Below are 22,766 nucleotides of genomic sequence, written 5' to 3'. Positions count from 1 at the left end.
AATCTATCCCCCAGAAGGGAGAGAGCAGCTAGTGAAGCTGCTTCTTTCCTTTGCCACCAAACATCTTCGGACCCTTGTCTTCGGAGTCTTCCTCGCCTTCGTCGGCGGATTCGCCCTCTTTGGAATAGTCTTCATCATCACGAGGAGGCGACAGTTCTTCGCTCTGTTCAGCGCGGCTCAACGCATCTTCGTCTTCTTCTTCGTTGGTGTCGTGAAGCATTTCTTCTTCACTCAAGCCCAGAATTTTGTTGGCTTCAGCTTCCAGATCGGAATTTTCAGTTGAGAACTTCAGATAGACTTTCTTTCCCTGGAACGGAACTTCTTTCCAGGTGTATGGGAAGTCCACTTCGCCTTCGTTTTCCAGGAATTCCATCATCATGCTGGCCGCAGCGTCGACACAGTTGTGAATGCGGGAAACGGCGTCTTGTTGCTCTTGAGAATAGCTCATGGAAACTTCGAAATTGGCTTGAGCCAGGCGGCCTTCTTCCAGGTAACCAACGCGCAGCACAATTTCTTCCTGATAGATGCGGCCTTCAATGATCAGTTGGGCATTGTCCAGATACTGGGCGAAATTTTCTTTAAAAACAGCCTGAATCTGATCTGAGTATTCTTTAGGAAAGGATGTCCATTTTTTTGAACTTTTCAGTCTTGGGATCATGACGAAGGCCTCCATCAGGTTCGGGCTTTTTTTGACATTCTTAAGACGGTCCTCTATAACTCACTTTCCTTAATGACACAAGAGGTAAGAGCTCGTGGACGACATCACCCAAAATCTTGAAAGTGTTGAGAAAAATCCTGATATCGGGATGGGTCGTGGCGTCTATATTTCTACCTACGGTTGTCAAATGAACGTGAACGATACCGAGCGCATGTATGCATTGCTTGAAATGCAGAACTTTGTGCCGGTGGCGGATCCGAAAATGGCGTCGCTGATTATTATCAATTCCTGCAGCGTGCGTGAAAAGCCGGTTCACAAGGTTTATTCTGAAGTCGGCACCTACAAATACATGAAACGCAAAAACCCCGATTTGAAAATCGGCGTGGGTGGCTGCGTGGGTCAGCAGGAAAAAGAAAATCTGATGAAGACCCAGCCGATGATTGACTTCGTTTTCGGCACGGATCAGATCGACAGTTTACCTCAGCTGGTGGCGAAATCTTTTGCGGGTGAACGCAGGCTGGTGAATTCCCGCTTTGAACACCGTTCACCTTATCATATCGAAACTTTGGTGCGTAATCCGGGGGTGGCCACTTACGTGAACATCACCAAGGGTTGCGATAATTTCTGCACCTTCTGTGTGGTTCCGTACACCCGCGGTCGTGAAAAATCACGTCCGGTTCAGCACATTCTGACCGACATCAGACATCTGGTGAAACGTGGAGTGAAAGAAGTCACTTTGCTGGGGCAGAATGTAAACTCTTATCAGGGTGACGAGGGCATCGACTTTGCTGATTTGCTGGCGAAGGTCGCCAAAGAAACAGATGTTGAGCGTATTCGTTACACGACTTCCCATCCCAAGGACTTTAACCAGAAGCTGGTTGATGTGATGTCTGAACATTCCAGCAAGATCATGGAATACATCCATCTGCCGTTCCAGGCGGGCAGCACAAAGGTGCTTGAACGCATGAATCGCAACTATACGCGCGAGGAATATCTGGAGCGCATTGCGATGATTCAAAAGGGGCTGCCGAATGTCTGTTTCTCTACGGACATCATTGTTGGATTCCCAGGTGAAACTGAAGAGGACTTTCAGGACACGCTGAACATGGTGACCGAGGTCGGGTTTGAAACCATTTTTGCGTTCAGCTATTCACCGCGTCCTTTCACCAAAGCGGCGAAGTTTGAAGATCAGCTGCCGGAAGATGTAAAGAACGAGCGCTTGAATCGTCTGTTTGATGTGCATGAGGCCATGGCCTTTGAGCGCGTGAAGCGTTACGAAGGCACAACCATGAAGGTCCTGGTTGAAAATGTGGACCGTGATCACGGAAAAATGCAAGGCAGAAGTACCGGCAACAAGCTGGTCCACTTCCTGGGAACTGCGGATTTGATCGGTAAAACGGTCGATGTGAAAATCACCAAGGCATTCCCGGCAGTGTTCAGAGGAGAAATGATTTAATCATGAAAGACATCCAGAGTTTCAACTCACTTAAAACACAAATCGTGTTTTCAAATGAATCCCGCGAAGAGGAATCTTTTCATCAGAAAGAGCTGGTGCAACTGTTCCCTTATGGCTTGTCGGTGACCACGGACGCGACGCGCCCGTTTTTGCTTTTTAAAGACGAGGCTCATCAATACACACTGCCGGTGGCAGTCAGTGCCATTGATGCAGGCGTGGCGATGTCTCAAAGCAATAAAATGATTCTGGAGTCTTCGCCGCACAAGTTTACGGCGTTGATGCTGGAATCTTTGGGAATCGAAATAAAACAGGCGGTTTTCGTTGAAATTAAAGGCGCTCATCAGTATCTGCGTCTGTACATCAGCGGTCATCCACAGACGAACTCTTTGAAATTGCGTGCAGATGAAGCGATGTCGCTGTGCCTTTATCTGGGTGTGCCTCTATTTGCGACAAAGAGCTTTATCGGACGATCTCGTGTGATGAATGCGGAAGTCGAGGGCGGCGCGCAAAATATCCAAAATTTTGGTCTAATGGACAAAGGCTCTGGATATTTGAACTAGTTTTTGTAACTATGAGGCATGCATCATCTACCTCATTTGATTACGGATCTTGGTTTTATTCTTATGATCGCAGCGCTTTCCACGCTGCTTTTCAAAAAACTCGGTCAGCCTCAAGTATTGGGATATCTGATTGCAGGTTTCCTGGTCAGTCCTCACGTTCCTTTCCTGCCCACAGTGACAGATCAGGCGAATATTCAGGTCTGGTCCGAGATCGGTGTGATCTTCCTGCTTTTCAGTCTGGGGTTGGAATTCAGCTTTAAGAAACTATTCAAGGTCGGTGGATCCGCCAGCTTTACTGCGGTGTTCGAAGTGGTTTTCATGGTGGCCCTGGGTTATCTGGTCGGTCGTCTGCTGGGTTGGAACAACATCGACAGTCTGTTCTTCGGGGGCATTCTTTCCATTTCTTCCACAACCATTATTGTTCGGGCCTTCCAGGAACTGGGCATGAAAGGCAAAAAGTTCGTTGAACTTGTCTTTGGTATTCTGGTGGTCGAGGACATCGTTGCCATCCTGCTTTTGGTGTTGTTGACGGCGATTGCAAGCTCTGACACTTTCTCGACCGCCGAACTGGCGTTCTCGGGGCTTCGGTTGTTGTTCTATATCGCACTTTGGTTTGTGGTCGGGATCTTCCTGATTCCCATTTTCCTGCGCAAGATCCGCAACCTTCTGGAAGACGAAACGCTGCTGCTGGTGTCCATCGGTCTTTGCTTTATGATGGTGATGATTGCAGCGGGTGTGGGGTTCTCTCCAGCCTTGGGCGCATTTGTGATGGGTTCGCTTCTGGCTGAAACTCCGGAAGGTCACAAGATGGAGCACGTCCTGCAGCCGGTGAAAAATCTTTTTGCCGCTATCTTCTTCGTTTCAGTCGGTATGATGATCGACCCAAAGGTTCTGATTGAACGCTGGGATCTGGTGATTCTGGTCACGCTGGTTACGATCGTCGGTAAATTTATCAGCACTTTCCTGGGTGCGATTTTGTCCGGCCAGGGGCGCAAACAGTCCTTCCAGTCCGGCATGAGCCTTGCGCAAATCGGAGAGTTTTCTTTCATCATCGCTGCTTTGGGTGTCAGTCTGAAAGTCACCAGTGACTTCCTGTATCCGCTGGCGATTGCCGTTTCTGCGGTGACCACATTCACCACGCCGTACCTGATCAAGGTCGCGGATCCGTTTTATCGCTGGGTGGAATCCAAGCTGCCAGAAGGTGTGAAGCGCAATCTGGATCAGTATCAGGCTTCCTTCAATCAGGCGGGTGAAAAAAAAGCGGGCGCCCTGATCATGAAAACCTACGGGATGAAGATTCTTTTGAACACCGTGATGGTTGTGGCTATCATGGCTGCGTTTAAAGCTGTGGTGAATGCTGAAATTCAAAAATATCTGCAGGAAAGCCCGTGGGCGAGCGGTATTTCTTTATTTGTCTGTCTGGCACTTTCAGCCCCGTTCTTCTGGGGTATTGTGATGAGTGGTCCTTCCTTGCGCGCTCAGCGTGAGGTGGAAGAATTGCAAAAGCTGCGCGGCCTGCAAGCTGGCTTGTTCGTCGGCCGTCTGGTGCTGGCAGTGGTTTTGCTTGGCGCTTTGATCAGTCAGTTTGCGACCTTGAAGGTGGCTTCCGGTGTGATTGTGGCCGTGGTGGGTGTAGCCGCTTTGGCGGGCCAGTTGTGGGTTCGTCACCTGTATCAGTTCATTGAAAAGAACTTCCAAAAAAATCTGACCGAAAAAGAGCGTAAAGAACTGGTCAGCAGTTCCGTGGCGAAGAACTTCCTGCCATGGGAAACAACGCTTGGAAACTATGACATCTCGTCTGAATGCTCGCTGGTGGGTCGCACTTTGCGGGATCTGTCGTTTAAAGAAAATTACGGTGTGACGGTGGCGGCGGTCTTCCGCGGTGCCAAACGTTACTTTGCTCCGGACGGGGAATTTGTGCTGTGGCCTCACGACAAGCTGATTTGTTTCGGCAGTGAAGAAGAGCTGCAAAGCTTCCACACCTTCCTCGAAGGTGAAAAAGCCGCGCAAGTGCCAGAGCCGGAAGCGACCACCCGACAGGAAGATTACAAGCTTTCTTCGTTTGTGGTGTCGGATGATTCCAAATTCAAAGACAAAACCATTCGTGAAAGCGGCATCCGCGAGTCTTATCACGGCATGGTTGTGGGGATTGAGCGCGGTCCACAAAGAATTTTGGGTCCACGCGCCAGTTTCACGTTACGCGAGCACGACTTGGTCTGGGTTGTATCTGATAAAAAGCAAAGTCAGGTGACAGTTTAGTTCGACTTCTTTACCTCTGTGGCAGTCAAAGTTAGCATAAACATTCGGGGAGGGTGTTTATGCCAACTCTGGGTCTTGTTCTTTCCGGGGGCGGCGCCCGTGGGGCTTATCAGGCCGGTGTGCTTGCGGCAATCGCGCACATCTGTTCTCGCCATCAACTGGATGATCCCTTTCAGGTTTATTCTGGCGTCAGTGCCGGAGCCATCAATGTGGCTTTGCTGGCGGGGAATCCTTCGTCATTTGTTCAAAGCAGTAAAAATCTGGTGAACCTGTGGTCTAAGATCGACAGTGATAATGTGTTCTATGCCGATCTGATGGCGTTGTCGCGGGGTGGACTTCAGTGGATGACTGAATTTTCTTTGGGGGGTGGCAAGAAAGATTCCGGACTGCGCTCGCTTTTATCCACGCATCCTTTGCATAACTATATTCTAAGCAAGTGTCAGTTTGCTGAAATTCAAAGAAAGATCAATGCCGGCATTCTGCGGGCGGTTTCGGTGTCTGCGCTTGATTATGACAGTGTTTCCACGGTCAGTTTCTTTCAGGGAATCCCCGATTTGAAGACCTGGGAGCGGGGCATGCATCGCAGTGAAAAAGTGAATTTATCGGTAGAGCACATCATGGCTTCCTCGGCGATTCCGATGTTGTTTCCTCCGGTGAAGGTGCAGGATCGCTATTACGGTGACGGTTGTATTCGCAATCAGTCCCCCTGTGGTCCGGCGATTTATCTGGGGGCCAGTCGTTTGCTGGCCGTCGGGGTTCGGCGCCGGCAGGATACGTTTTACAGTTATCATCATGCCAGTGGCGGGGAAATGCCCACTGTCGCCCGGGTGGCCAACGTGCTGATGAACGCGGTGATGATGGACGGGCTTGAATCTGATATTCAGCGAATACAGCAGATCAACGAAGGGTTGAAAGGACTTAACAGTGAAGAGCGCCATCGTTCGAACTGGCATGAGCTGGAAACTCTTTGGATTTCGCCATCTGTGGATTTTTCAGAGCTGGCGAAAAAGAAGGGAAGTGAGCTTCCGCGTATCATTCGGTATCTGTTGCGGGGGCCTGGTTCGGTCGATGAATCGGCAGAGCTGCTGAGTTACCTGATGTTTACTCCGTCCTATTGCCGTCAGTTGATTGATATTGGATTTTCAGATGGGATGAAAGAACAGGATAAAATCGCTGATTTTTTCGCACGCGCTCAGGAAGAGGCCGCGGTGGTGAGACCCAGGAAAATTTCTGGAATCAAAGGTTGATTCCTTCAGAGCGAAACTTTAGCCTAGAACAGAGGTGTTCTATGAGCAACGAGTTTGTAAATGCACGCGGCATGTCTCCGGTGATTGGTGAAAAGGTTTTTGTGGCGGATAACGCCCGCATTATCAGCAATGTGGAAATTGGTGATAATTCCTCGATCTGGTACAACGTGGTGATCCGCGGTGACGTGATGCCGATTCGTATTGGCAAAGAGGTTAATGTTCAGGATGGAGCCGTCATTCATGGCACTTACGGAAAATGGGGCACAACGCTGCATGACCGCGTGACCATTGGACATTTGGTGATGCTGCATGGCTGTGAAATCGGTCGCGGTACACTGGTGGGCATGGGGTCGATCATCATGGATGGGTGCAAAGTCGGCGAGCATTGCCTGATTGGTGCTGGTACTTTGATCACGGAAGGCACTGAAATTCCGCCCCGCAGTCTGGTTGTGGGACGTCCCGGAAAAGTCAAACGGGCACTGACGGATGAAGAAGTCGCACTGCTTGAAAAATCCGCTGATAACTATCTTTTGTACAAGACCTGGTACTGATAAATCACCCTTGTTTTGCTTGAACTCAAAGGGATTTCCGCTCAGAATAACAAAAACCTGCCTCTAGGAGCTTTGTTATGGATCGTGAAGTCCCTTACGCACTGACGTTTGACGATATTCTTCTTCTTCCCCAATATTCTGAAATCACTCCCACGGATGTTGTGCCTCGTTCGGTGTTTGCCCGCGGCAAATATCTGAACACGCCGATTATTTCTGCGGCGATGGACACGGTGACTGAAAACCGCATTGCGCGTGTCATGGCACAGTACGGTGGTCTGGGGATCATTCATAAAAATATGGATATCGACAAACAGGCCCTGGAAGTTGAAAAAGTAAAAAAATACGAAAGCGGTATGATCATGGATCCCATCACTTTGGGGCCGGATCACCTGGTGGAAGAAGCGGTCGCACTGATGGAAAAGTATTCCATCAGCGGGGTTCCGGTTACGGTGAATGGCGAGTTGGTGGGGATTTTAACCAATCGCGATCTGCGCTTTGAAGAAAACTTCAATCAGCCGATTCGCAATCTGATGACCAAAGAAAATCTGGTCACGGCGAAAATGGGCACTACTTTAGATGAAGCAAAAAAGATTCTGCAAAAACACCGTATCGAAAAGCTGCCGGTGGTTGACTCCAAGGGCAAATTAAAGGGTCTTATCACGATCAAGGATATTGAAAAGGCCAAGAATTATCCGCAAGCCACCAAAGACGAACACGGTCGTTTGTTCGTGGGTGCTGCGGTGGGTGTCGGGCCTGATTCCCGCGACCGCGTGGAAGCTCTGGTTGCGGCGGATGTCGACGTTCTTTGTGTTGATACGGCTCACGGTCATTCTAAAAATGTGATCGAGATGGTGAAGCACATTTCCCAGAAACATAAAGATGTGATTGTGGTGGCCGGAAACGTGGTCACTGCTGATGGCACGCAAGCCCTGCTGGATGCGGGTGCTGAAGTTGTGAAAGTCGGCGTGGGTCCGGGCAGTATCTGCACCACGCGTGTGGTTGCCGGTGTCGGCATGCCGCAGATTTCTGCGGTGATGGAATGTGCGAAAGTCGCTCGTTCCCGCGGTAAAACAATTATTGCTGACGGCGGTATTAAATTCTCGGGTGACATCACCAAGGCACTGGCTTTGGGTGCGAATTCTGTGATGGTCGGAAACCTGCTGGCAGGTGCTGAAGAATCACCGGGCGAAACCATCTTGTTCCAGGGTCGTACTTATAAAGTCTATCGCGGAATGGGCAGTCTGGGTGCGATGTCCAAAGGTTCCAAAGACCGTTATGGGCAAATGGATGTTGATGAAAACGACAAGCTTGTTCCAGAGGGCATCGAAGGCAAGGTTGCTTACAAAGGATCTGCTTCCGGAGTCATTCATCAATTGATCGGGGGTTTGAAATCCGGCATGGGTTATGTCGGCGCCCGCAATATTGATGAGCTTCAAAGCAAGGCGAAGTTTGTGCAGATTTCGGCCATGGGTCTTCGTGAGTCCCACGTGCATGATGTCAGCATCACCAAAGAAGCACCTAACTATCGAATTGAGTCATAATTATGCGTGGTTTTGTCATTCTTGATTTTGGTTCCCAGTTCACACAACTGATTGCCCGTCGACTGCGCGAGATGGGTTTTTATTCAGAGATTCATTCGTTTGAATATTCCACGGAAGAAATCCGTAAGAAAAATCCTTACGGCATTATTCTTAGTGGCGGTCCAAATTCAGTTTATGAATCCGGTTCGCCGCAAAGAAATGTGGCTGAGCTTCGTAACATAAGTCCTGTCATGGGTGTTTGTTATGGAATGCAGCTTTTGACTCACCAATTGGGCGGCAAAGTGACTCGCGCTGAACATCGTGAGTACGGCCTGAATTATGTAACATGGTCCAGTCCGGTCCAGGGTGTTCCTGAAAGACAAAAAGTTTGGATGAGTCACGGCGATGTGGTTGAAAAAGCCCCAGAGGGTTTTAAAATCATCGCCAATTCCGACGGCAATCATCCGGCTGCCATGCAGGGCCCAGGCGTTCTGGCGGTGCAATTCCACCCTGAGGTGGCGCACACCGATCATGGAATGGATTTGTTGAAATATTTCGCCCAAGGCATGTGTCAGGCACCGGCGGACTGGGATGCTCCTCACATCAAGGATATTTTGATCAAGGAAGCACAGGATAAAGTCGGACCTACGGATCATGTTCTGGTGGGTTTAAGTGGCGGCGTTGATTCCACCGTGGTGGCGACCTTGTTGACCAAGGCCTTGGGTGCTGAGCGCGTTCATTGCGTGTTTGTTGATAACGGACTGTTGCGCAAAAACGAATACGAAGCTGTTCTTGAATCCTATCATCGCATTGGTTTGAATGTGCGCGGTGTGGATGCTTCTGAAGAGTTCCTTTCAGCCCTTCAGGGTAAGTCTGATCCTGAAGATAAACGTAAAACCATCGGACGCGTGTTCATTGAAGTCTTTGATAAAAGCTATGACCACAAACTTCCTATCAAGTGGCTGGCGCAGGGAACACTTTATCCGGATGTGATTGAAAGTGTGTCTTCGGTGGGTGGCAGTGTGACAATCAAGTCGCACCATAACGTGGGTGGCTTGCCTGAGAAAATGAAACTGGGTCTGGTAGAGCCTGTGCGTGAACTTTTCAAAGACGAAGTGCGCGCCTTGGGAGCTCAGCTGGGGCTTCCGAAAGAAATGCTGTGGCGTCATCCGTTCCCGGGTCCGGGATTGGCCATTCGTGTGTTGGGTGAAGTGACGAAAGAAAAACTACAAATTCTTAAAGAAGCGGATGATGTTTATATTTCAGAGCTTCGTCGTCGCGGTCTTTATGAGAAAATCTGGCAGGCGTTCTGCGTTTTGCTTCCGGTAAAGACCGTGGGCGTTCAGGGTGACTCTAGAACTTACGATCATGTTCTGGCATTGCGTGCAGTCACCTCCAGTGATGGCATGACCGCAGACTGGTATCCATTCGAATTCCAGTTCCTGCGTGAAGTCTCGAACCTGATCACTAACAAAGTCAAAGGCGTCAACCGCGTAGTGTACGACGTCACCAGCAAACCCCCCGGCACCATCGAGTGGGAATAACCAAAAGGTACCTGAAAAAAGCAGGTACCTTTTTTGTTTGTCATGATTTTTGTGTAACTCCTGATTGGGGGTTGGTTTTGTTAGCCTTCTTGGAATGAAAACAAAACACATCCATAAAATCTCTAAGGGCATCACTTTACTTATCGTTCTATCCTGCGTGGCGGCTTTGGCTGCCGCGGGGCAGATTCTGTATGAAAGCTCTGGCATTTCCAGTTTTAAATTGAAGCAGGCTGAAGATGGCAGCCGGGTGATTCAACGCACGTCGCAGGATTATCAAACCTTTCGTTCTTACTCGGAAGTGGACGGAGATCAGCTGTATTTGGTCGGCAGTGCCAAAACCACCGAGCAATATCTGAGTGCTGAAGGTATTTCCGGCAGCATTTCCTGGAGCGTTCGTAAAGGGGAGCGTCTGGAGCAGGTTCTGTGGGGCAAATCCGAGGTCGCGACAGAGCTGAATGTGCACGACAATTATCCGGTGCTGGTTTCGGGCTTGGGTGGATGCTGTGCTGAAGTGACAGGTTATCGTCTGTTCAACCTTGAAGACGGACGTCTGCTGATGTCTTTCAATGATTTCAAGTATCGCCAAAGAGTGACTCAGCCTTTTTCATTAGAAGTCCCCAATTCAGATTTGGCGGTTCGTTATATCGGTCTGATTTCCCAGGATAGCACCCGCGATCGGGATTTCGTCACACCTGCTGCGGGGAAAAAGGCGGTTTTACTGATCAAATACGCCAATGAAATGCTTCGCCAAAAATTGCAGGTGGATATGGAAGTGGCTGATGGGTATGCGGCCAGTGTTTTGGATGTAAAACTTGAAAAAGACCCGGCAGCGCCGAACAGTGATAAAATCGAATTCCGCGACGATCAGGCAACGCTTTGGAATATCGACGGGGCGACCAATCCGGCTCAGGTTTCCGGAGTTATTCTCACAGTCACGATAGATGCGGGGCTGGGGGCGAAAACTATCAAAATTCCCGTTAAAAACGACAGATTGGATCTGGGGTCTGCTCAAATTCCGGGCGGAGTTTCCATTCAGCCGCTGGTGCAACTTGGGGTCTTTTAACGCGCCGGGCGAACTGTGATCTAAACGCCCCCTTTTATTGAAACAAAAAGGGGGCTAAGATATGAAATTGTCATGTCTTTTGTTCATCTACACGTCCACTCAGAATATTCCCTTTTGGAAGCCGCTTGCCGGGTCAAAGCCATTGCTAAAAAAGCAGCGGCGATGCAGATGCCTGCGGTGGCTCTTACTGACAACGGCAACATGTTCGGTGCTGTTGAATTCTTCTTTGCCTGTAAGGACAACAACGTAAAACCAATTCTGGGTTTGGATGCGTACATCGCGCCAGGATCTCGTCTTGAAAAAAAGCAGGACCGTGATCAGGTCAACACCGGACCACGCCGTCTGGTGTTGCTGGCGCAAAACAACGATGGCTATCGCAATCTGTGTAAACTTTCTTCCATCGGTTACCAAGAGGGCTTTTACTGGAAGCCTCGTATCGATTACGAAGTCATTCAGCAGTATAACGAAAATCTGATCTGTCTGACGGGCGGCTTGCGCGGTGAAGTTGCAGAGTCCTTCCTGCGTGAAGGGCCGGATGCGGCTTTGGCGAAAATCCGTCAGCTGAAAGAAATCTTCAACGACCGCCTGTATCTGGAGATGTGCCGAACAGGTGTTGCCGAGTGGGATCGCCTGAATCCATTCCTGCTGGAAGCTTCCAAGATCACCGGAGTTCCTGTTGTGGCGTCCAATGATGTGCACTACATGACTCAGGATGACCAGATGGCTCAGGAAGTTCTGATCTGTATCGGGTCGAATAAAACTTTGAGCGATGAATCCCGTTTCCGTCTGGGCACGGATGAATTTTATCTAAAAAAACCAGAGCAGATGCAGGAGCTGTTTGCGGATGTGCCTGAGGCCATCTCCAACACACTTCAGATCATGGAACGTTGTGATGTGAAGTTCAAACTGAAAGATGATCAGGGTAAACCGATCTATCACCTGCCGACATTCCCGACAGATGATGGTTTGTCTTTGAAAGAAGACATCGCCCGCAAAGCCAAAGCTGGATTGCTGGTGCGCTTTGAAGAAGCTGCCGCACGTGGCGAGATGGTGCCGGAAGACAAGATTCCAGAATACGACAAGCGCCTGGAATACGAGTTGGGCATTATCGATCGCATGGGCTTTAACGGTTACTTCCTGATCGTCCAGGACTTCATCAACTGGGCAAAGGTGAATGACATTCCGGTGGGTCCGGGGCGGGGTTCCGGTGCCGGTTCCCTGGTCGCTTATGTTCTGCGAATCACGGATTTGGATCCACTTCCTAACTTCCTGTTGTTTGAGCGTTTCCTGAATCCAGAGCGTATTTCCATGCCCGATTTCGATATCGACTTCTGTCAGGATCGTCGTCAGGAAGTGATTCAGTATGTAACCCGCAAGTATGGTCAGGAATCCGTTTCTCAGATCATCACCTATGGAAAGCTCCAGGCCCGTGCCGCCATCAAGGACGTGGGGCGTGTATTGGGTATGACATTCCCTGAAGTCGATGCGGTAACAAAACTTATTCCAGACAAGCTCGGTATCAATCTGAAAGAGTCCATGGAAATGGAACCTCGTATCGGCGAGATGATGGAGATGAATCCAACGGTGAACACCCTGATGGATCTTGCGCAAAGGGTTGAGGGTATGGTTCGCCATGCCGGTATCCACGCCGCCGGGGTTATCATCGCCGATGGTCAGCTGGTTCGTCATGCTCCGCTTTACAAGGGCGCTGACGGCGAGCAGGTCGTTCAGTACGACATGAAACACGCCGAAAAAATCGGCCTGATCAAGTTCGACTTCCTGGGTCTGAAGACCCTGACTCACATCAATCACGCTTTGAAGCTGATTCTGAAAAACCGTGGCAAAAAAATCCAGTCGCAGATGATTCCGATGACGGATGCCGCGACTTTCGAAATGATGTCACGCGGGGATACGGCCGGGGTGTTCCAGTTTGAGGGTGAGGGCATCACCGATGCCACCCGTAAAATCCGCCCTTCTTCGTTTGCTGATGTCACTGCGATCACGTCGTTGTACCGACCGGGTCCAATGGCGAACATTCCGGACTTTACCGATCGTAAGCACGGTAAGGCGCCGGTGGAATACCTTCTGGAAGACACCCGTGAAGTTTTGTCTGAGACCTACGGGATCATGGTCTATCAGGAACAGGTTATGGGTATCGCCTCGCGCATTGCCGGATATTCTCTGGGTGAAGCGGATATGCTTCGTCGTGCGATGGGTAAGAAAATCAAAGAGGAAATGGATCAGCACCGCGAACGCTTCATGAAAGGGGCGATTGAGCGCGGGCATGACAAACAACGTTCATCGGATCTGTTTGATCTGATGTATAAGTTCGCCGATTACGGTTTCAATAAATCCCACGCTGCCGCGTACTCGGTCGTCACTATTCAGACGGCCTGGTTGAAATGTCACTATCCGGCTGAATTCTTTGCAGCTCTGCTTAGTACCGAGCTTTCCGACACGGAAAAGATCGTAAAGTATTCCAAAGACGCCACCAAACGTGGGTTGACCGTCCGGTCCCCAAGTGTGAACTATTCGGATTATCTGTTTGATGTTCATGGCGACGAGATTTACTTCGGTCTGGGGGCGATTAAAGGTGTGGGACAGAATGCGGTCGAGGCCATCATCGAGGCCCGCAACAATCTGCCAGACAAAAAGTTCACCACGCTGGATGAATTCTTTAATTCCATCGACACCCGTCGTGTGAATAAAAAAGTGATCGAGTGTCTGATCAAAGCCGGCGCCTTTGATGGTTTCGGCGCGCACCGTGCACAGCTGGTGGGTGGTTATCAGAAGTATCTGGATCGCGCCATCGGTCTGCAAAAAGACCGCGAAATGGGTCAGTCTTCATTGTTTGATCTGGGACCTTCGACGGAAACCAAAGTGACTTTGGAGGAAGTGAAGCCCTGGGCGCGAACAGCCTCTTTGACTTACGAAAAAGAAGTTCTGGGTTTTTACCTGAGTGATCACCCGTTGAAGGGTTTTGACACGCTTTCTGAGCTTTGGACGACGTGCAAGGTGATTGACCTGCCAGCACAGATGCCAGCTCCGGGCAGTCCGGAAGCTGAAGCCCTGAAGGCTGCCAAAAAAGACTGGAAAAACCGTGATGCGGGTAAAAAACGTGTCGTGGTTGCGGGGCTTATTACGGAGCTTCGCGAGCTGATCACGAAAAAAGGAACTCGCATGGCGTTCGGCAAGGTCGAGGACCTGACAGGCAACTGCGAGTTGGTGATCTTCCCGGATTCTTATGCGCGTTTTGAAGCGCAACTTCGCGATGAAAGGCCTGTCCTGGTCGGGGGTGGTCTGGAAGTGGAGGATGGTTCGGCCAAGATCATGGTTGATACTGTTTCTCCATTGGAAGATATCCTTAAAAAAACCAAGCGAATGGTACTAAGATTGGATAAGATTAATCCTGATGATTACCCGCGCCTGCAGTCTTTGATGAAGGACTATCCGGGGACAACCTCGGTCAGTCTTGAAATCGAGCTGGGTGAGCTGAACCGCCGTGTCCTGATGGAGATGGAAGAGGCTCAGGGGATCAGTGTGAATAATGAATTCTTTGAAGGCGTTCATTCCCTGTTTGGAAGAACGGACTTTATCGAGTTGAGGAGCTAGGAATGCGTTTAGTAAGTGTGGTTGCAGCAGCATTGATGAGCATCGTAAGTGGCACCGCCCTGGCCCAGCAGGCAGAACTGGTGGATCGCACCTATTCCGGTGTATCCAAAGAAACCAACCCGCAGGTGGCAAAAAGAGTCATTCAGGATGAAGCGGCTCAAAAAGTCTCTGAAGAAATCATTCAGGAGCTGATCGGTAACGACCGCTTTCTGAAAAATAAAACCCTGATTCAAAATAAAATCATCCGCAATTCTGCGCGCTACATTCCATTTACGAAGCCGTCGGCGCTGACTCAAAGCGCGGATGAATTCAAAATGTCGGTGGCGATGAAAGTGTCTTTGAAGGATCTGAAACAGATGCTTCAGGACAGTTCCCTTTTGAATGAAAACGAAGCGGTGCCGGTGGTGCTTCCGCTGGTCAGCTGGCAGGACCGTGTTGAAGGTCGCAGCTATCGCTGGTGGTTGCCGTTGGATAAAAATCCGCAAGGCTTCCTGGTGAAGGAAGGCCGTCTGCTGGAAGAAGCCCTGCGTGGAGCTTTCCAGAAGAATAATTTCTATCTGATCAAGCCGATCGAAGCGGGTTTGGCGGCCAGTGTTCCGGCGGACTTCCAGAATGAAAAAGTCGGTGGCGAGGACGCTCAGTTCTTTGCGCAGTACTTTAACGCTCCAGTGGTGGTTGACGGCCAAGTGAATCTGACCAAAGGGGAGCGCAACAACTTCCGTATTGAAATCAAGCTGACAGCTTTGCAGGTCAGCAACGGCCGCGCCATTGCTGATGTGTCCCGTCGTTTTGATACGGATTCTGGTTCTTTCGAAAATGCGATTGATAAAAAATTGCGTGAGGTTCTGGAAGGCACAGCCAATGATCTGGCAGTGCAGGTGATGGATGCATGGCAAAGAGGTTCTGTCGGGACTTCCGTGATCCGTCTGACCATTCAGGGCCGTCAGCCGCTGCCGGTTCTTGAGGGTGTGAAAGAAAAAATCCGCTCGCAATTGACTCAGGTGAAAAACATCCGTGAGCGTCTGGTCAGTGCTGACAGCGTCAGCTTTGAGGTCGACACATCGGTGCCGGCTTCGGAGCTGGTGGGTAAGCTTGAAACTTTGGATATGGACGGGAAAAGGCTTTCCCGCGTGTCTGAAGGGCAAAATGAGATCGTTTTGAAGTGGGCTCAGTAGGAAGGGACTCCTGGTGAAAAAGTTATTCTGTCTGGCAATTGTTTTCTGTGTGACTGCGTGTGCAACTTTGGATCGCAGTGCAAATCCCACCACCCGCCGGGAAATCAAAGATGTGAACTATGAGGCGCGCAAGGATGATTCTGCTCCTCGCAAGCGCATGATGGTTCTGCCGTTCCTGGATGCTGGTGACAAACGCCCGCAGGAACTGCGTGATCAGGCTCGTGCTGCTTTTATTGCTGACTTGAATCGCACAGGCGAAGTCATTGCTCTGGACAGCCGTGAATTGAAAGTGGATCTGGCCAAGATGATTGAAAATGGTCAGTACAAGCTGGCAGAAGTCGCCAAAGCGGCCCAGGCTCTGGGTGTGAACACAGTTCTTGAAGGCAAGATCATCGACATTCGTATCAAACGCAAAGCTGACAACGTGGGCGTGGTTCGTCATTTGACCACGGCATTTGAAGTGGTGGCGCAGGTGCGTGTTGTAACTGGCCGTGCGGGCCGCGAAGTGTTTAACACGGTAAAAACTGTCACCGTGGAAGAGCAAGGTGTGCGTGTCGCGGAACGTGTTGAAACAGACAAATTCCTGGCAAACAACCCGGATATGATCACAGTTTTGGTAAAAGATGCATTCCTTGATTTTACTCCGCAGGTGTTGGCGTCTTTGGATAAAGTCACTTGGGAAGGACGCATTGCTGCGATCAATGGCGACAGAATTTATCTGAATGTCGGCAGAGTTTCGGGTCTGCAAGTGGGAGATCTTTTGAAAGTCACTGAAGACGGTGACGATGTGTATGACCCTGAAAGCGGTGGTCATATCGGTCGTGTTCCGGGCAGATTGAAAGGAACACTCGAGGTCATCAGTTACTTCGGTAACGATGGATCCATTGCCGTCATACATTCCGGCTCTGGATTCAGAGAGAATGATCGCATTGAGTTGTATTAACGTCGCGGATATTTGCGGAACATCATGGTTCCGCCTCTTGCTGTAAACATAATTTATTTTCTTTCATTAACAGGTCGCAATTCTAAATTGCTTATTTGGAGCCCATAACAGCATCAGATATACTCGCTGTGTGGGCACAAATACGTTTTGTTTTTTTATCAGCGCATTTCTTTTCTCTTTTTCTTCACACGCTTCAACAACGTGGAATGTTCCTGCATTATACTGGAGCATGAAGATCGAAGGCCAGGTGGCCATGCGAAAAGGCTTTGAAGAAGAGATCGAAAAATTCAACAAATCAAATTCTGATAAAATTAAAGTGATTCCTTATGTGGCTGGCGAAGGTCGTAAAGGTATTTTGAATCAGACGACCCAGCTGGATGACGCCCTTAAAAAAACTCCGAATGTGATTGTGATTCAGCCGACCGACAACTCGGCTTTGGCGCGCGGTCTGCAAGAGGCCAATACCAAGGGTATCCCGGTCATTGCGTACGATCAGTATATCGTGAACGGGAACCTGGCGTCGTTTTTAACCAGCGACAACTATCAGGGTGGTCGTGACAATGGCGACTATATCGAAAAGACTTTTGAAAAGGGCACCACAATCCGTATTGTGGTCTTTGAATACCCGCAGGTGTCTTCCACGATGGATCGCGTGGATGGGTTCTTCGATTCTCTTCGTGAACACAGTCGCAACTTCAAAGTTCTGAAGCGTTATCAGGCCGTGGATCCGGCATCGGGCGAAGTGGCAGTAAAACAGTTCCTGAAAGACTTTCCGGAAAAAGGCAGCGTGGATCTGATTCTGACCGTAAATGACGGGGGTGGCATCACGATCGTGAAAAGCCTTTGGGAGAAAAAACGCACCGAGATTCGTCATGCCACTTTCGACGGTGATCCGGAGTCGGTTGAAAATATCAAAAACAAAAGACTGACAATCATCGATTCCGCCCAGTTCTGTGCGGAGCTGGGGCGCGAGACGGCGCGAAACCTGATTGCTTATCTTAAGAAAGAAAAAGTCCCAACCAAGAAACTGGTTCCCACTTTTCCGGTGACGGCTCAGTCGGTGAAGGACTATCCGGGGTGGATGGGACGTCCTTCTTCCAAGTATGTGACGGTGACGCCGGAAAAAACTCCGGTGCCGGTGAAAACGAAATCCATTCCGACATCTTCTACCAATCGTCTGATTGTGAAGATCGGCGTGGCGCCGCTGTGCCCGTATCTTTGCGAAAAAGGCCCGGGTGTCTGGGGTGGATACATTTATGACATTCTGAAAGGTATCGCTCAAGAACATGGATTTATCCTGCAGATGGAAAGTATCGCCAACACCCGATTGGTATCAAACCTTCTGTCGCGCAAGGTGAATTACATCATCGTTCCTTCCTATATGGTTCGGTATCTGCCGAACATTCGGATCGTGGGTCCTGACTTGGGCATGAGCTATCTGGGCGCTCTGGTGCCTTTGAATTACAAAGATTCCCTGATCGACAGTGAATCCATTTCCACTAAAAAAATCGTTTATGCCGATGTGGGCAGCGAAGGCAGTGCGGAAGTGTTTTCCACTTCTGGTGGATCCCGCGTGATCAAGCTGACAGGTTCGGATGTGGCAGATCGTATGATCAAGATGATCAACGACCGTCGCGTGGATCTGGCGCTGGGTGATTACAATCTGCTGAGCTATTCTATGGGTCGCAAAGTGGGTGTGAACCTGAAACTGGTGCCGACTTCATTGACTGGCTTTAGTTCTTTGGTTCTTGTCAGTGTACCGAAAGAGCCCGAGTTTGGTTCTGTTCCTCAGCACCTGCAGAACTGGTTCCTGCAGGCACGTCAGAGTGGTGAATTGGAAAGTATTTTGAACAAATACAATCTGAAAGACTGGCACCTGATGTCTCAGGATTAGCTTTTCCAGGCTTCCGCGGTCAGTTCAAACGAGCGCAGACGATCAGCATGATCGTACATATCAGACAAAATCATCACTTCATCAGCACCGGTGCGCTGGATAAATCTTTCCAGCCCCGCTTTGACTTCGTGTTTGTCGCCGATGATGGCGTTGCTCAATTTACTTAAGACAATTTCTTTTTCACCCGGGCGCCAGATTTGTTCCATGCTGCTTACGGGTGGCAGCAGATTCACGCGCTGATTGCGGATGATTCCCAGAAAACGCAGATACAGGGTTGTGGCCAGGCGCTGGGCTTGTTCAGTGGTGTCAGCGGCAACCACCTGCAGGCCCACCATCACATAAGGTTTCTTCAAGTACCGGGATGCCTGGAATCCGGAGCGGTAAATATGGATCGCTTCTTCCATTTGTTCCGGCGCAAAGTGTCCGGCAAAGGAATAAGGAAGTCCCATGACTGCTGCCAGTTGGGCGCTGTAAAGGCTGGATCCCAGCAGCCACACCGGAACTTCGGTTCCCATCGCTGGAATCGCACGCACACGTTCATGCCCGTGGCTTTTTGCAAAGTATCCGATCAGTTCGCGCACATTTTCAGGGAAATCGTTTTCGTTTCCCTGCATATCGCGCCGTAAAGCATGCATGGTCAGGCGATCTGTGCCCGGCGCACGTCCCAACCCCAGATCAATACGACCCGGGTATAAATGCGCCAGCGTGCCGAATTGTTCAGCGATCACCAAAGGCGCGTGATTTGGCAACATGACGCCGCCAGAGCCCACACGGATGGTTTTGGTTCCACCGGCCACATAGCCGATCAAAACTGATGTGGCAGAGCTGGCAATTCCATCAAGATTGTGATGTTCGGCCAGCCAATAACGGTTGTAGCCCCATTTTTCTGTGTGCTGGGCCAGATCCAGAGTGTTGTGAAATGAGTCCGCGACGGATTTACCGTCGATGATGGGCGCAAGGTCCAGGACAGAGAGTTGAATTTCGGAAAGCTTTTTAGTATCAGACATAGGCACATTATAGTCCTGTCTGTCTGAAACAACAACTCGTATCCGAAATAAAAAAAGGGACTGATTTCTCAGCCCCTTTTTCGTGGTCCGAAGTAAAAACCTGAATTACAGGCTTTCAGATCTTCTCATAACCAAATAAGCCACTTCCTGATCAGAAAGCTCAGCGGAAGCTTCCACTTGCGCACGCGCCAGGAAATCACGCTCATAGTTCATTGCCTGCGCCAAGGCTGGAGTCGGCTCGCCGCCTTCAGCAAGGAAGGTTGCAGCATCCTGGTCAGCATACAAGTACACAGCTTGAGAATGGTTGGCTGTGATATCGCTCATGAACAAAGCTGCTGTGGAAAGCAGCAAGCCTGCCAATACGCCGTCACCGAAATCGCTGTTGCCATGGTGACCACCGTGGCCACGGCCGTGCTCTGGGCGCGGTCTGTGGTGAGGGCGTGCCATCGCGGATTCGATGCCAATACCCATGATCAGCAAAGAGACCAGTACTAGTTTTTTCATTAAAACCTCCTGCGGTTTGTTAGTAGTTCTAGGTTCTGTTTAATTCCAACAAGCTCCTGGTCAATGCCCGGGAACTTTTTCATAACCAAATCTTTGTAAGCTGAACCCCATTTGATGCCTTCCTGCAGTCGCAGGGTGACTTCTTCATCCGAAACCACCTCGGCAGCCACGGGCACGCCGTAACCACCTTGAGCAAGTCTCCAGGGCAGGCGATTTTGTGAAGCCTGGTTGATGCCGGCAATCACCTGAACAAAGGCGGTCTCGCGATTTTCGCCCTGGAGCAGGCGGGTGATCAGCTTGCCTTGCAGTCCCTGCTGTACAAGGTTGGCGTACTTTTCCAGAATGTAGGCGTTGCCCAGGTCTTCGAAGGTTTCTAGCGTCTGGTACACGTTTGTACGCTCTGAAGCTTTGGAGTATTCCGCCCACTCGGACAAATCACGATATCCCACGAAGAACGGGCGCATGTGATTAAAGGCCTTGTCCAGGGATTCTTTCTGGCTTGGGAAGAAATAGCCTTTGCGTTTGGCGTCTTTTTCGTCTTTCAAAAGACCTTCATCCACCAGGTTGTGCAGTTTCAAATTGCGATACACACCCAGCGGACTTGCCGCAAAGGTGTCCTGATAAGAATGACTTTTCGGCAAAGCCGAGCGCATCAACTGATCTGTTTCCGAAGCACAGTTGTTGGACAGGAATTTATAGTCACCAGCATAGCTCCAGTAGTGCTCAAGCGCGCTTTCCACCAGAATTTTCTTTTCAGTCGCAGAGATCTTCAGTGGCAGGCTGATCAGGTCGCGCCACTGGCCCCGAGTGTATTCATCAATCACCTCATTCATTGAGAACGTCATGATTTGGGACGGGTATTTACCAGTCAGGCCATCCCAGTAATTCACGATTACGTCATCAATGTTGGCGCGGTAACTTAACACCACATGGAAAGCCACATCCGCCAGGCATTCTGGTCCTACAGTTTTGCGGGTGGGGGCGCACACCACCAGGCGAAGCATCGAGTGCCCCCAGCGGCTCATCATCTCTTCACCCTTGCTGGCAAAAAGGAAATGGACTTCGTAGACCTTGGCAGGATCGATGTCGATCTTCCAGGCGCCGGTGCTGGTGTAAAGATGGGTGACGGGGGCGCAGTTTTCGGCAGTAAAAGGGACAAATCCGGTCAGGCGTTGGAAGTAAGTGTGGAAAGAAGGTTTACGACACTGATAGCTGGGATCAGTCAAAAACTGAGTGAAGTTGTAAGCAAAGTGTTCGTCCGGCGAATCCAGTTCGTTGATATTTCCGACACGCACAGGCAGTTCGTTTTTGCTTTGAATGCGGTTCCCTTTAAAGTCAGAAAGATTCTTGTAAGACGGGGATCCCGAAACGCGGTACGAGCTTTTCAAATAATACTGGCAGATCGGAAACAGATTGCCGTTCTGGCGATCTGTTTCATGTTGAAATTCACAACTTGAAAGAGCGGCCTTATCAGCGGCATTGTCCCAGTGTTTGTCAGAACGGTCATAAAGGCGGGAAATCTCAAAGATCAAAGCGCGGGCCGCGATATTCTGAATACTGTCACCTGAACAAGGGGATTTGGCTCCCTTCAGATAAGGCAAAAGACCTTTGTGAAGAAAGATGCGCTTGCGGAACTTGAGAATGCTGCTTTTAACCAGGTCTTTATAATTCACATCTTTGCTGCACAGGTTCCCCGGGAGCGCACCCATGTCTTTAAAATCAACTGTTTGTGGGCCGACGAACTTGATCACTTGGGGTGGCAGGCGCATTTCAGTTTTTGAAAGGAATTCCCGGATCAGTGTCGTATTGACCTCGGAGTCTGCATTCAATGACGCGGCATTCGCGCTGACTGTCGCGAAAAACAGAAGGCCAAGAGCTGTAATAGATCTGTATTTCATATGAATACCATTCCTTAAAGCCCTCTGATGTGGGCTGGTCGCACAATGACTCCAAAAAACACAAGCAGTGTCCTTAGAGCAAAGTGAGTGCCAATGGGTGGTAGCAAAAATTTTGTAAATTATGGAATTACTAAGAGGAAATGATGGAACGATTGTGGAGCGGAGCGTAGAGATTGTGAATCCTACGGACTGCTCAGAGAAGTCATGATTTTAGATTTTGAATGAGCGTCTTACCCAGGATTTTGAAGCTTTTCATTTCGCCGCGAATACGCGCCACTTGCAAGCCCCCTTGAATGCTGGCTTGAATCAGATCGGCGGTTTCTTCCACGGCCAGATTCTTTCGGAAAGTCTTTTCCTGTATGCCTTGTTTTAGCGTGCGAACCAGCCAGGCTTTTTGGCCAAGATGGAACTGCAGAAGTTTTTTCTTCATTGGATTTGAAACGGCACCAAAATCCGCACACAAAACTCCACCGGGGCAGATCTTGTGATCGGCACCGATTTTGACAAACATCTGGATCAATTGTTCCATTTTTTCTTCGGCAGAGAGATGCTCTCTTTTTACGGCCCAGTCGGTATAGGATTTTTGATATTCCTCAATCAGTGCCATGCCCAGGTCCTCTTTTGAGGCGAAATAATAGTGCAGACTGGCTTTGCGGATACCCAGAGCGTCAGCAACAGTTTGAAAGCTGAAGCCGTTAAAACCAAGGGTTTGCAGATAATGGCGTCCCAGGTCCAGGGCGCGGGTTCTAGTGTCCATACTCTAATCCTTTTCAGCCCTTGCATTCAAGGTCCGACAGGGATATTATCTACCTATCAGTAGGTAGGTATCAAGCAGAATAACTGCAGGTAACCAGAATAGGTACCAGAACAGGACA

At 49.8% G+C, this 22,766-nt stretch carries 17 protein-coding genes; 12 read left to right on the top strand and 5 right to left on the bottom strand.

What is annotated here, in order from left to right:
- Positions 1–28: 28 nt before the first annotated feature.
- On the bottom strand, positions 29–658 hold the full coding sequence (locus BDT_RS10305) for a hypothetical protein (RefSeq protein ID WP_148278798.1): 630 nt from the start codon (positions 656–658) through the stop codon (positions 29–31).
- Between the two features lie 94 nt (positions 659–752).
- On the opposite strand from BDT_RS10305, the gene miaB reads away from it, so the two are divergent.
- From miaB to BDT_RS10245, 12 genes are all read left to right on the top strand, one after another.
- Positions 753–2,114 carry a tRNA (N6-isopentenyl adenosine(37)-C2)-methylthiotransferase MiaB gene (miaB, locus tag BDT_RS10300; RefSeq protein ID WP_015091178.1) on the top strand — a complete coding sequence of 454 codons (1,362 nt, stop codon included), beginning with the start codon at positions 753–755 and terminating at the stop codon, positions 2,112–2,114.
- 2 nt (positions 2,115–2,116) lie between these two features.
- The gene (locus BDT_RS10295; protein WP_015091177.1) at positions 2,117–2,674 is read left to right on the top strand and encodes a DUF151 domain-containing protein; all 558 of its coding nucleotides are present in this window, start codon (positions 2,117–2,119) and stop codon (positions 2,672–2,674) included.
- An 18-nt stretch (positions 2,675–2,692) separates the two neighbouring features.
- Positions 2,693–4,933 (top strand): cation:proton antiporter, encoded by a 2,241-nt coding sequence (locus BDT_RS10290; protein WP_041577615.1) that lies wholly within the window; start codon positions 2,693–2,695, stop codon positions 4,931–4,933.
- Between the two features lie 59 nt (positions 4,934–4,992).
- On the top strand, positions 4,993–6,180 hold the full coding sequence (locus tag BDT_RS10285) for a patatin-like phospholipase family protein (RefSeq protein ID WP_015091175.1): 1,188 nt from the start codon (positions 4,993–4,995) through the stop codon (positions 6,178–6,180).
- A 41-nt stretch (positions 6,181–6,221) separates the two neighbouring features.
- Positions 6,222–6,731, top strand: a complete 510-nt coding sequence (locus BDT_RS10280; RefSeq protein WP_015091174.1) for a gamma carbonic anhydrase family protein — start codon at positions 6,222–6,224, stop codon at positions 6,729–6,731.
- Positions 6,732–6,808: 77 nt separating this feature from the next.
- Positions 6,809–8,272 (top strand): IMP dehydrogenase, encoded by a 1,464-nt coding sequence (gene guaB, locus BDT_RS10275; RefSeq protein ID WP_015091173.1) that lies wholly within the window; start codon positions 6,809–6,811, stop codon positions 8,270–8,272.
- Between the two features lie 2 nt (positions 8,273–8,274).
- Positions 8,275–9,795: a glutamine-hydrolyzing GMP synthase gene (gene guaA, locus BDT_RS10270; protein WP_015091172.1), complete on the top strand. Its 1,521-nt coding sequence runs from the start codon at positions 8,275–8,277 to the stop codon at positions 9,793–9,795.
- A gap of 94 nt (positions 9,796–9,889) precedes the next feature.
- Positions 9,890–10,858, top strand: coding sequence for a hypothetical protein (locus BDT_RS10265; protein ID WP_015091171.1), 969 nt, complete (start codon positions 9,890–9,892; stop codon positions 10,856–10,858).
- Positions 10,859–10,930: 72 nt separating this feature from the next.
- Positions 10,931–14,470: a DNA polymerase III subunit alpha gene (gene dnaE / locus BDT_RS10260; RefSeq protein ID WP_041577613.1), complete on the top strand. Its 3,540-nt coding sequence runs from the start codon at positions 10,931–10,933 to the stop codon at positions 14,468–14,470.
- Positions 14,471–14,472: 2 nt separating this feature from the next.
- The gene (locus BDT_RS10255) at positions 14,473–15,645 is read left to right on the top strand and encodes a hypothetical protein (RefSeq protein ID WP_041577611.1); all 1,173 of its coding nucleotides are present in this window, start codon (positions 14,473–14,475) and stop codon (positions 15,643–15,645) included.
- Positions 15,646–15,658: 13 nt separating this feature from the next.
- Entirely contained in the window at positions 15,659–16,588 is a 930-nt protein-coding gene (locus BDT_RS10250) for a hypothetical protein (protein WP_015091168.1), read from the top strand.
- A gap of 229 nt (positions 16,589–16,817) precedes the next feature.
- Positions 16,818–18,482 (top strand): substrate-binding domain-containing protein, encoded by a 1,665-nt coding sequence (locus tag BDT_RS10245; RefSeq protein ID WP_015091167.1) that lies wholly within the window; start codon positions 16,818–16,820, stop codon positions 18,480–18,482.
- Here the strand turns inward: BDT_RS10245 and BDT_RS10240 are convergent.
- From BDT_RS10240 to BDT_RS10225, 4 genes are all read right to left on the bottom strand, one after another.
- Positions 18,479–19,489, bottom strand: coding sequence for an LLM class flavin-dependent oxidoreductase (locus BDT_RS10240; protein WP_015091166.1), 1,011 nt, complete (start codon positions 19,487–19,489; stop codon positions 18,479–18,481). The two genes, BDT_RS10245 and BDT_RS10240, sit on opposite strands and share 4 nt — an antisense overlap.
- Positions 19,490–19,594: 105 nt before the next feature.
- A complete protein-coding gene (locus tag BDT_RS10235; protein ID WP_015091165.1) occupies positions 19,595–19,993 on the bottom strand; it encodes a hypothetical protein in 399 nt (132 codons plus the stop codon).
- Positions 19,993–21,891 carry a lipoprotein N-acyltransferase Lnb domain-containing protein gene (locus BDT_RS10230; RefSeq protein ID WP_015091164.1) on the bottom strand — a complete coding sequence of 633 codons (1,899 nt, stop codon included), beginning with the start codon at positions 21,889–21,891 and terminating at the stop codon, positions 19,993–19,995. The genes BDT_RS10235 and BDT_RS10230 overlap by 1 nt, the downstream gene beginning before the upstream one ends.
- Before the next feature lie 202 nt (positions 21,892–22,093).
- Positions 22,094–22,648, bottom strand: coding sequence for a TetR/AcrR family transcriptional regulator (locus BDT_RS10225; protein ID WP_015091163.1), 555 nt, complete (start codon positions 22,646–22,648; stop codon positions 22,094–22,096).
- Positions 22,649–22,766: the final 118 nt, after the last annotated feature.

This window comes from Bdellovibrio bacteriovorus str. Tiberius (assembly GCF_000317895.1).
Taxonomy (GTDB): Bacteria; Bdellovibrionota; Bdellovibrionia; order Bdellovibrionales; family Bdellovibrionaceae; genus Bdellovibrio; species Bdellovibrio bacteriovorus_F.
Note: the sequence above shows the minus strand (reverse complement) of the source record. Positions and strands in the feature narration are given on the sequence as shown.

Excerpts from the sequence above, each read along its gene's own strand:
- BDT_RS10305 (WP_148278798.1), bottom strand. The coding sequence starts at position 658 with ATGATCCCAAGACTGAAAAGTTCAAAAAAATGGACATCCTTTCCTAAA.
- BDT_RS10295 (WP_015091177.1), top strand. The coding sequence starts at position 2,117 with ATGAAAGACATCCAGAGTTTCAACTCACTTAAAACACAAATCGTGTTT.
- BDT_RS10290 (WP_041577615.1), top strand. The coding sequence starts at position 2,693 with ATGCATCATCTACCTCATTTGATTACGGATCTTGGTTTTATTCTTATG.
- BDT_RS10285 (WP_015091175.1), top strand. The coding sequence starts at position 4,993 with ATGCCAACTCTGGGTCTTGTTCTTTCCGGGGGCGGCGCCCGTGGGGCT.
- BDT_RS10280 (WP_015091174.1), top strand. The coding sequence starts at position 6,222 with ATGAGCAACGAGTTTGTAAATGCACGCGGCATGTCTCCGGTGATTGGT.
- guaB (WP_015091173.1), top strand. The coding sequence starts at position 6,809 with ATGGATCGTGAAGTCCCTTACGCACTGACGTTTGACGATATTCTTCTT.
- guaA (WP_015091172.1), top strand. The coding sequence starts at position 8,275 with ATGCGTGGTTTTGTCATTCTTGATTTTGGTTCCCAGTTCACACAACTG.
- BDT_RS10265 (WP_015091171.1), top strand. The coding sequence starts at position 9,890 with ATGAAAACAAAACACATCCATAAAATCTCTAAGGGCATCACTTTACTT.
- dnaE (WP_041577613.1), top strand. The coding sequence starts at position 10,931 with ATGTCTTTTGTTCATCTACACGTCCACTCAGAATATTCCCTTTTGGAA.
- BDT_RS10255 (WP_041577611.1), top strand. The coding sequence starts at position 14,473 with ATGCGTTTAGTAAGTGTGGTTGCAGCAGCATTGATGAGCATCGTAAGT.
- BDT_RS10245 (WP_015091167.1), top strand. The coding sequence starts at position 16,818 with ATGAAGATCGAAGGCCAGGTGGCCATGCGAAAAGGCTTTGAAGAAGAG.
- BDT_RS10240 (WP_015091166.1), bottom strand. The coding sequence starts at position 19,489 with ATGTCTGATACTAAAAAGCTTTCCGAAATTCAACTCTCTGTCCTGGAC.
- BDT_RS10235 (WP_015091165.1), bottom strand. The coding sequence starts at position 19,993 with ATGAAAAAACTAGTACTGGTCTCTTTGCTGATCATGGGTATTGGCATC.
- BDT_RS10230 (WP_015091164.1), bottom strand. The coding sequence starts at position 21,891 with ATGAAATACAGATCTATTACAGCTCTTGGCCTTCTGTTTTTCGCGACA.
- BDT_RS10225 (WP_015091163.1), bottom strand. The coding sequence starts at position 22,648 with ATGGACACTAGAACCCGCGCCCTGGACCTGGGACGCCATTATCTGCAA.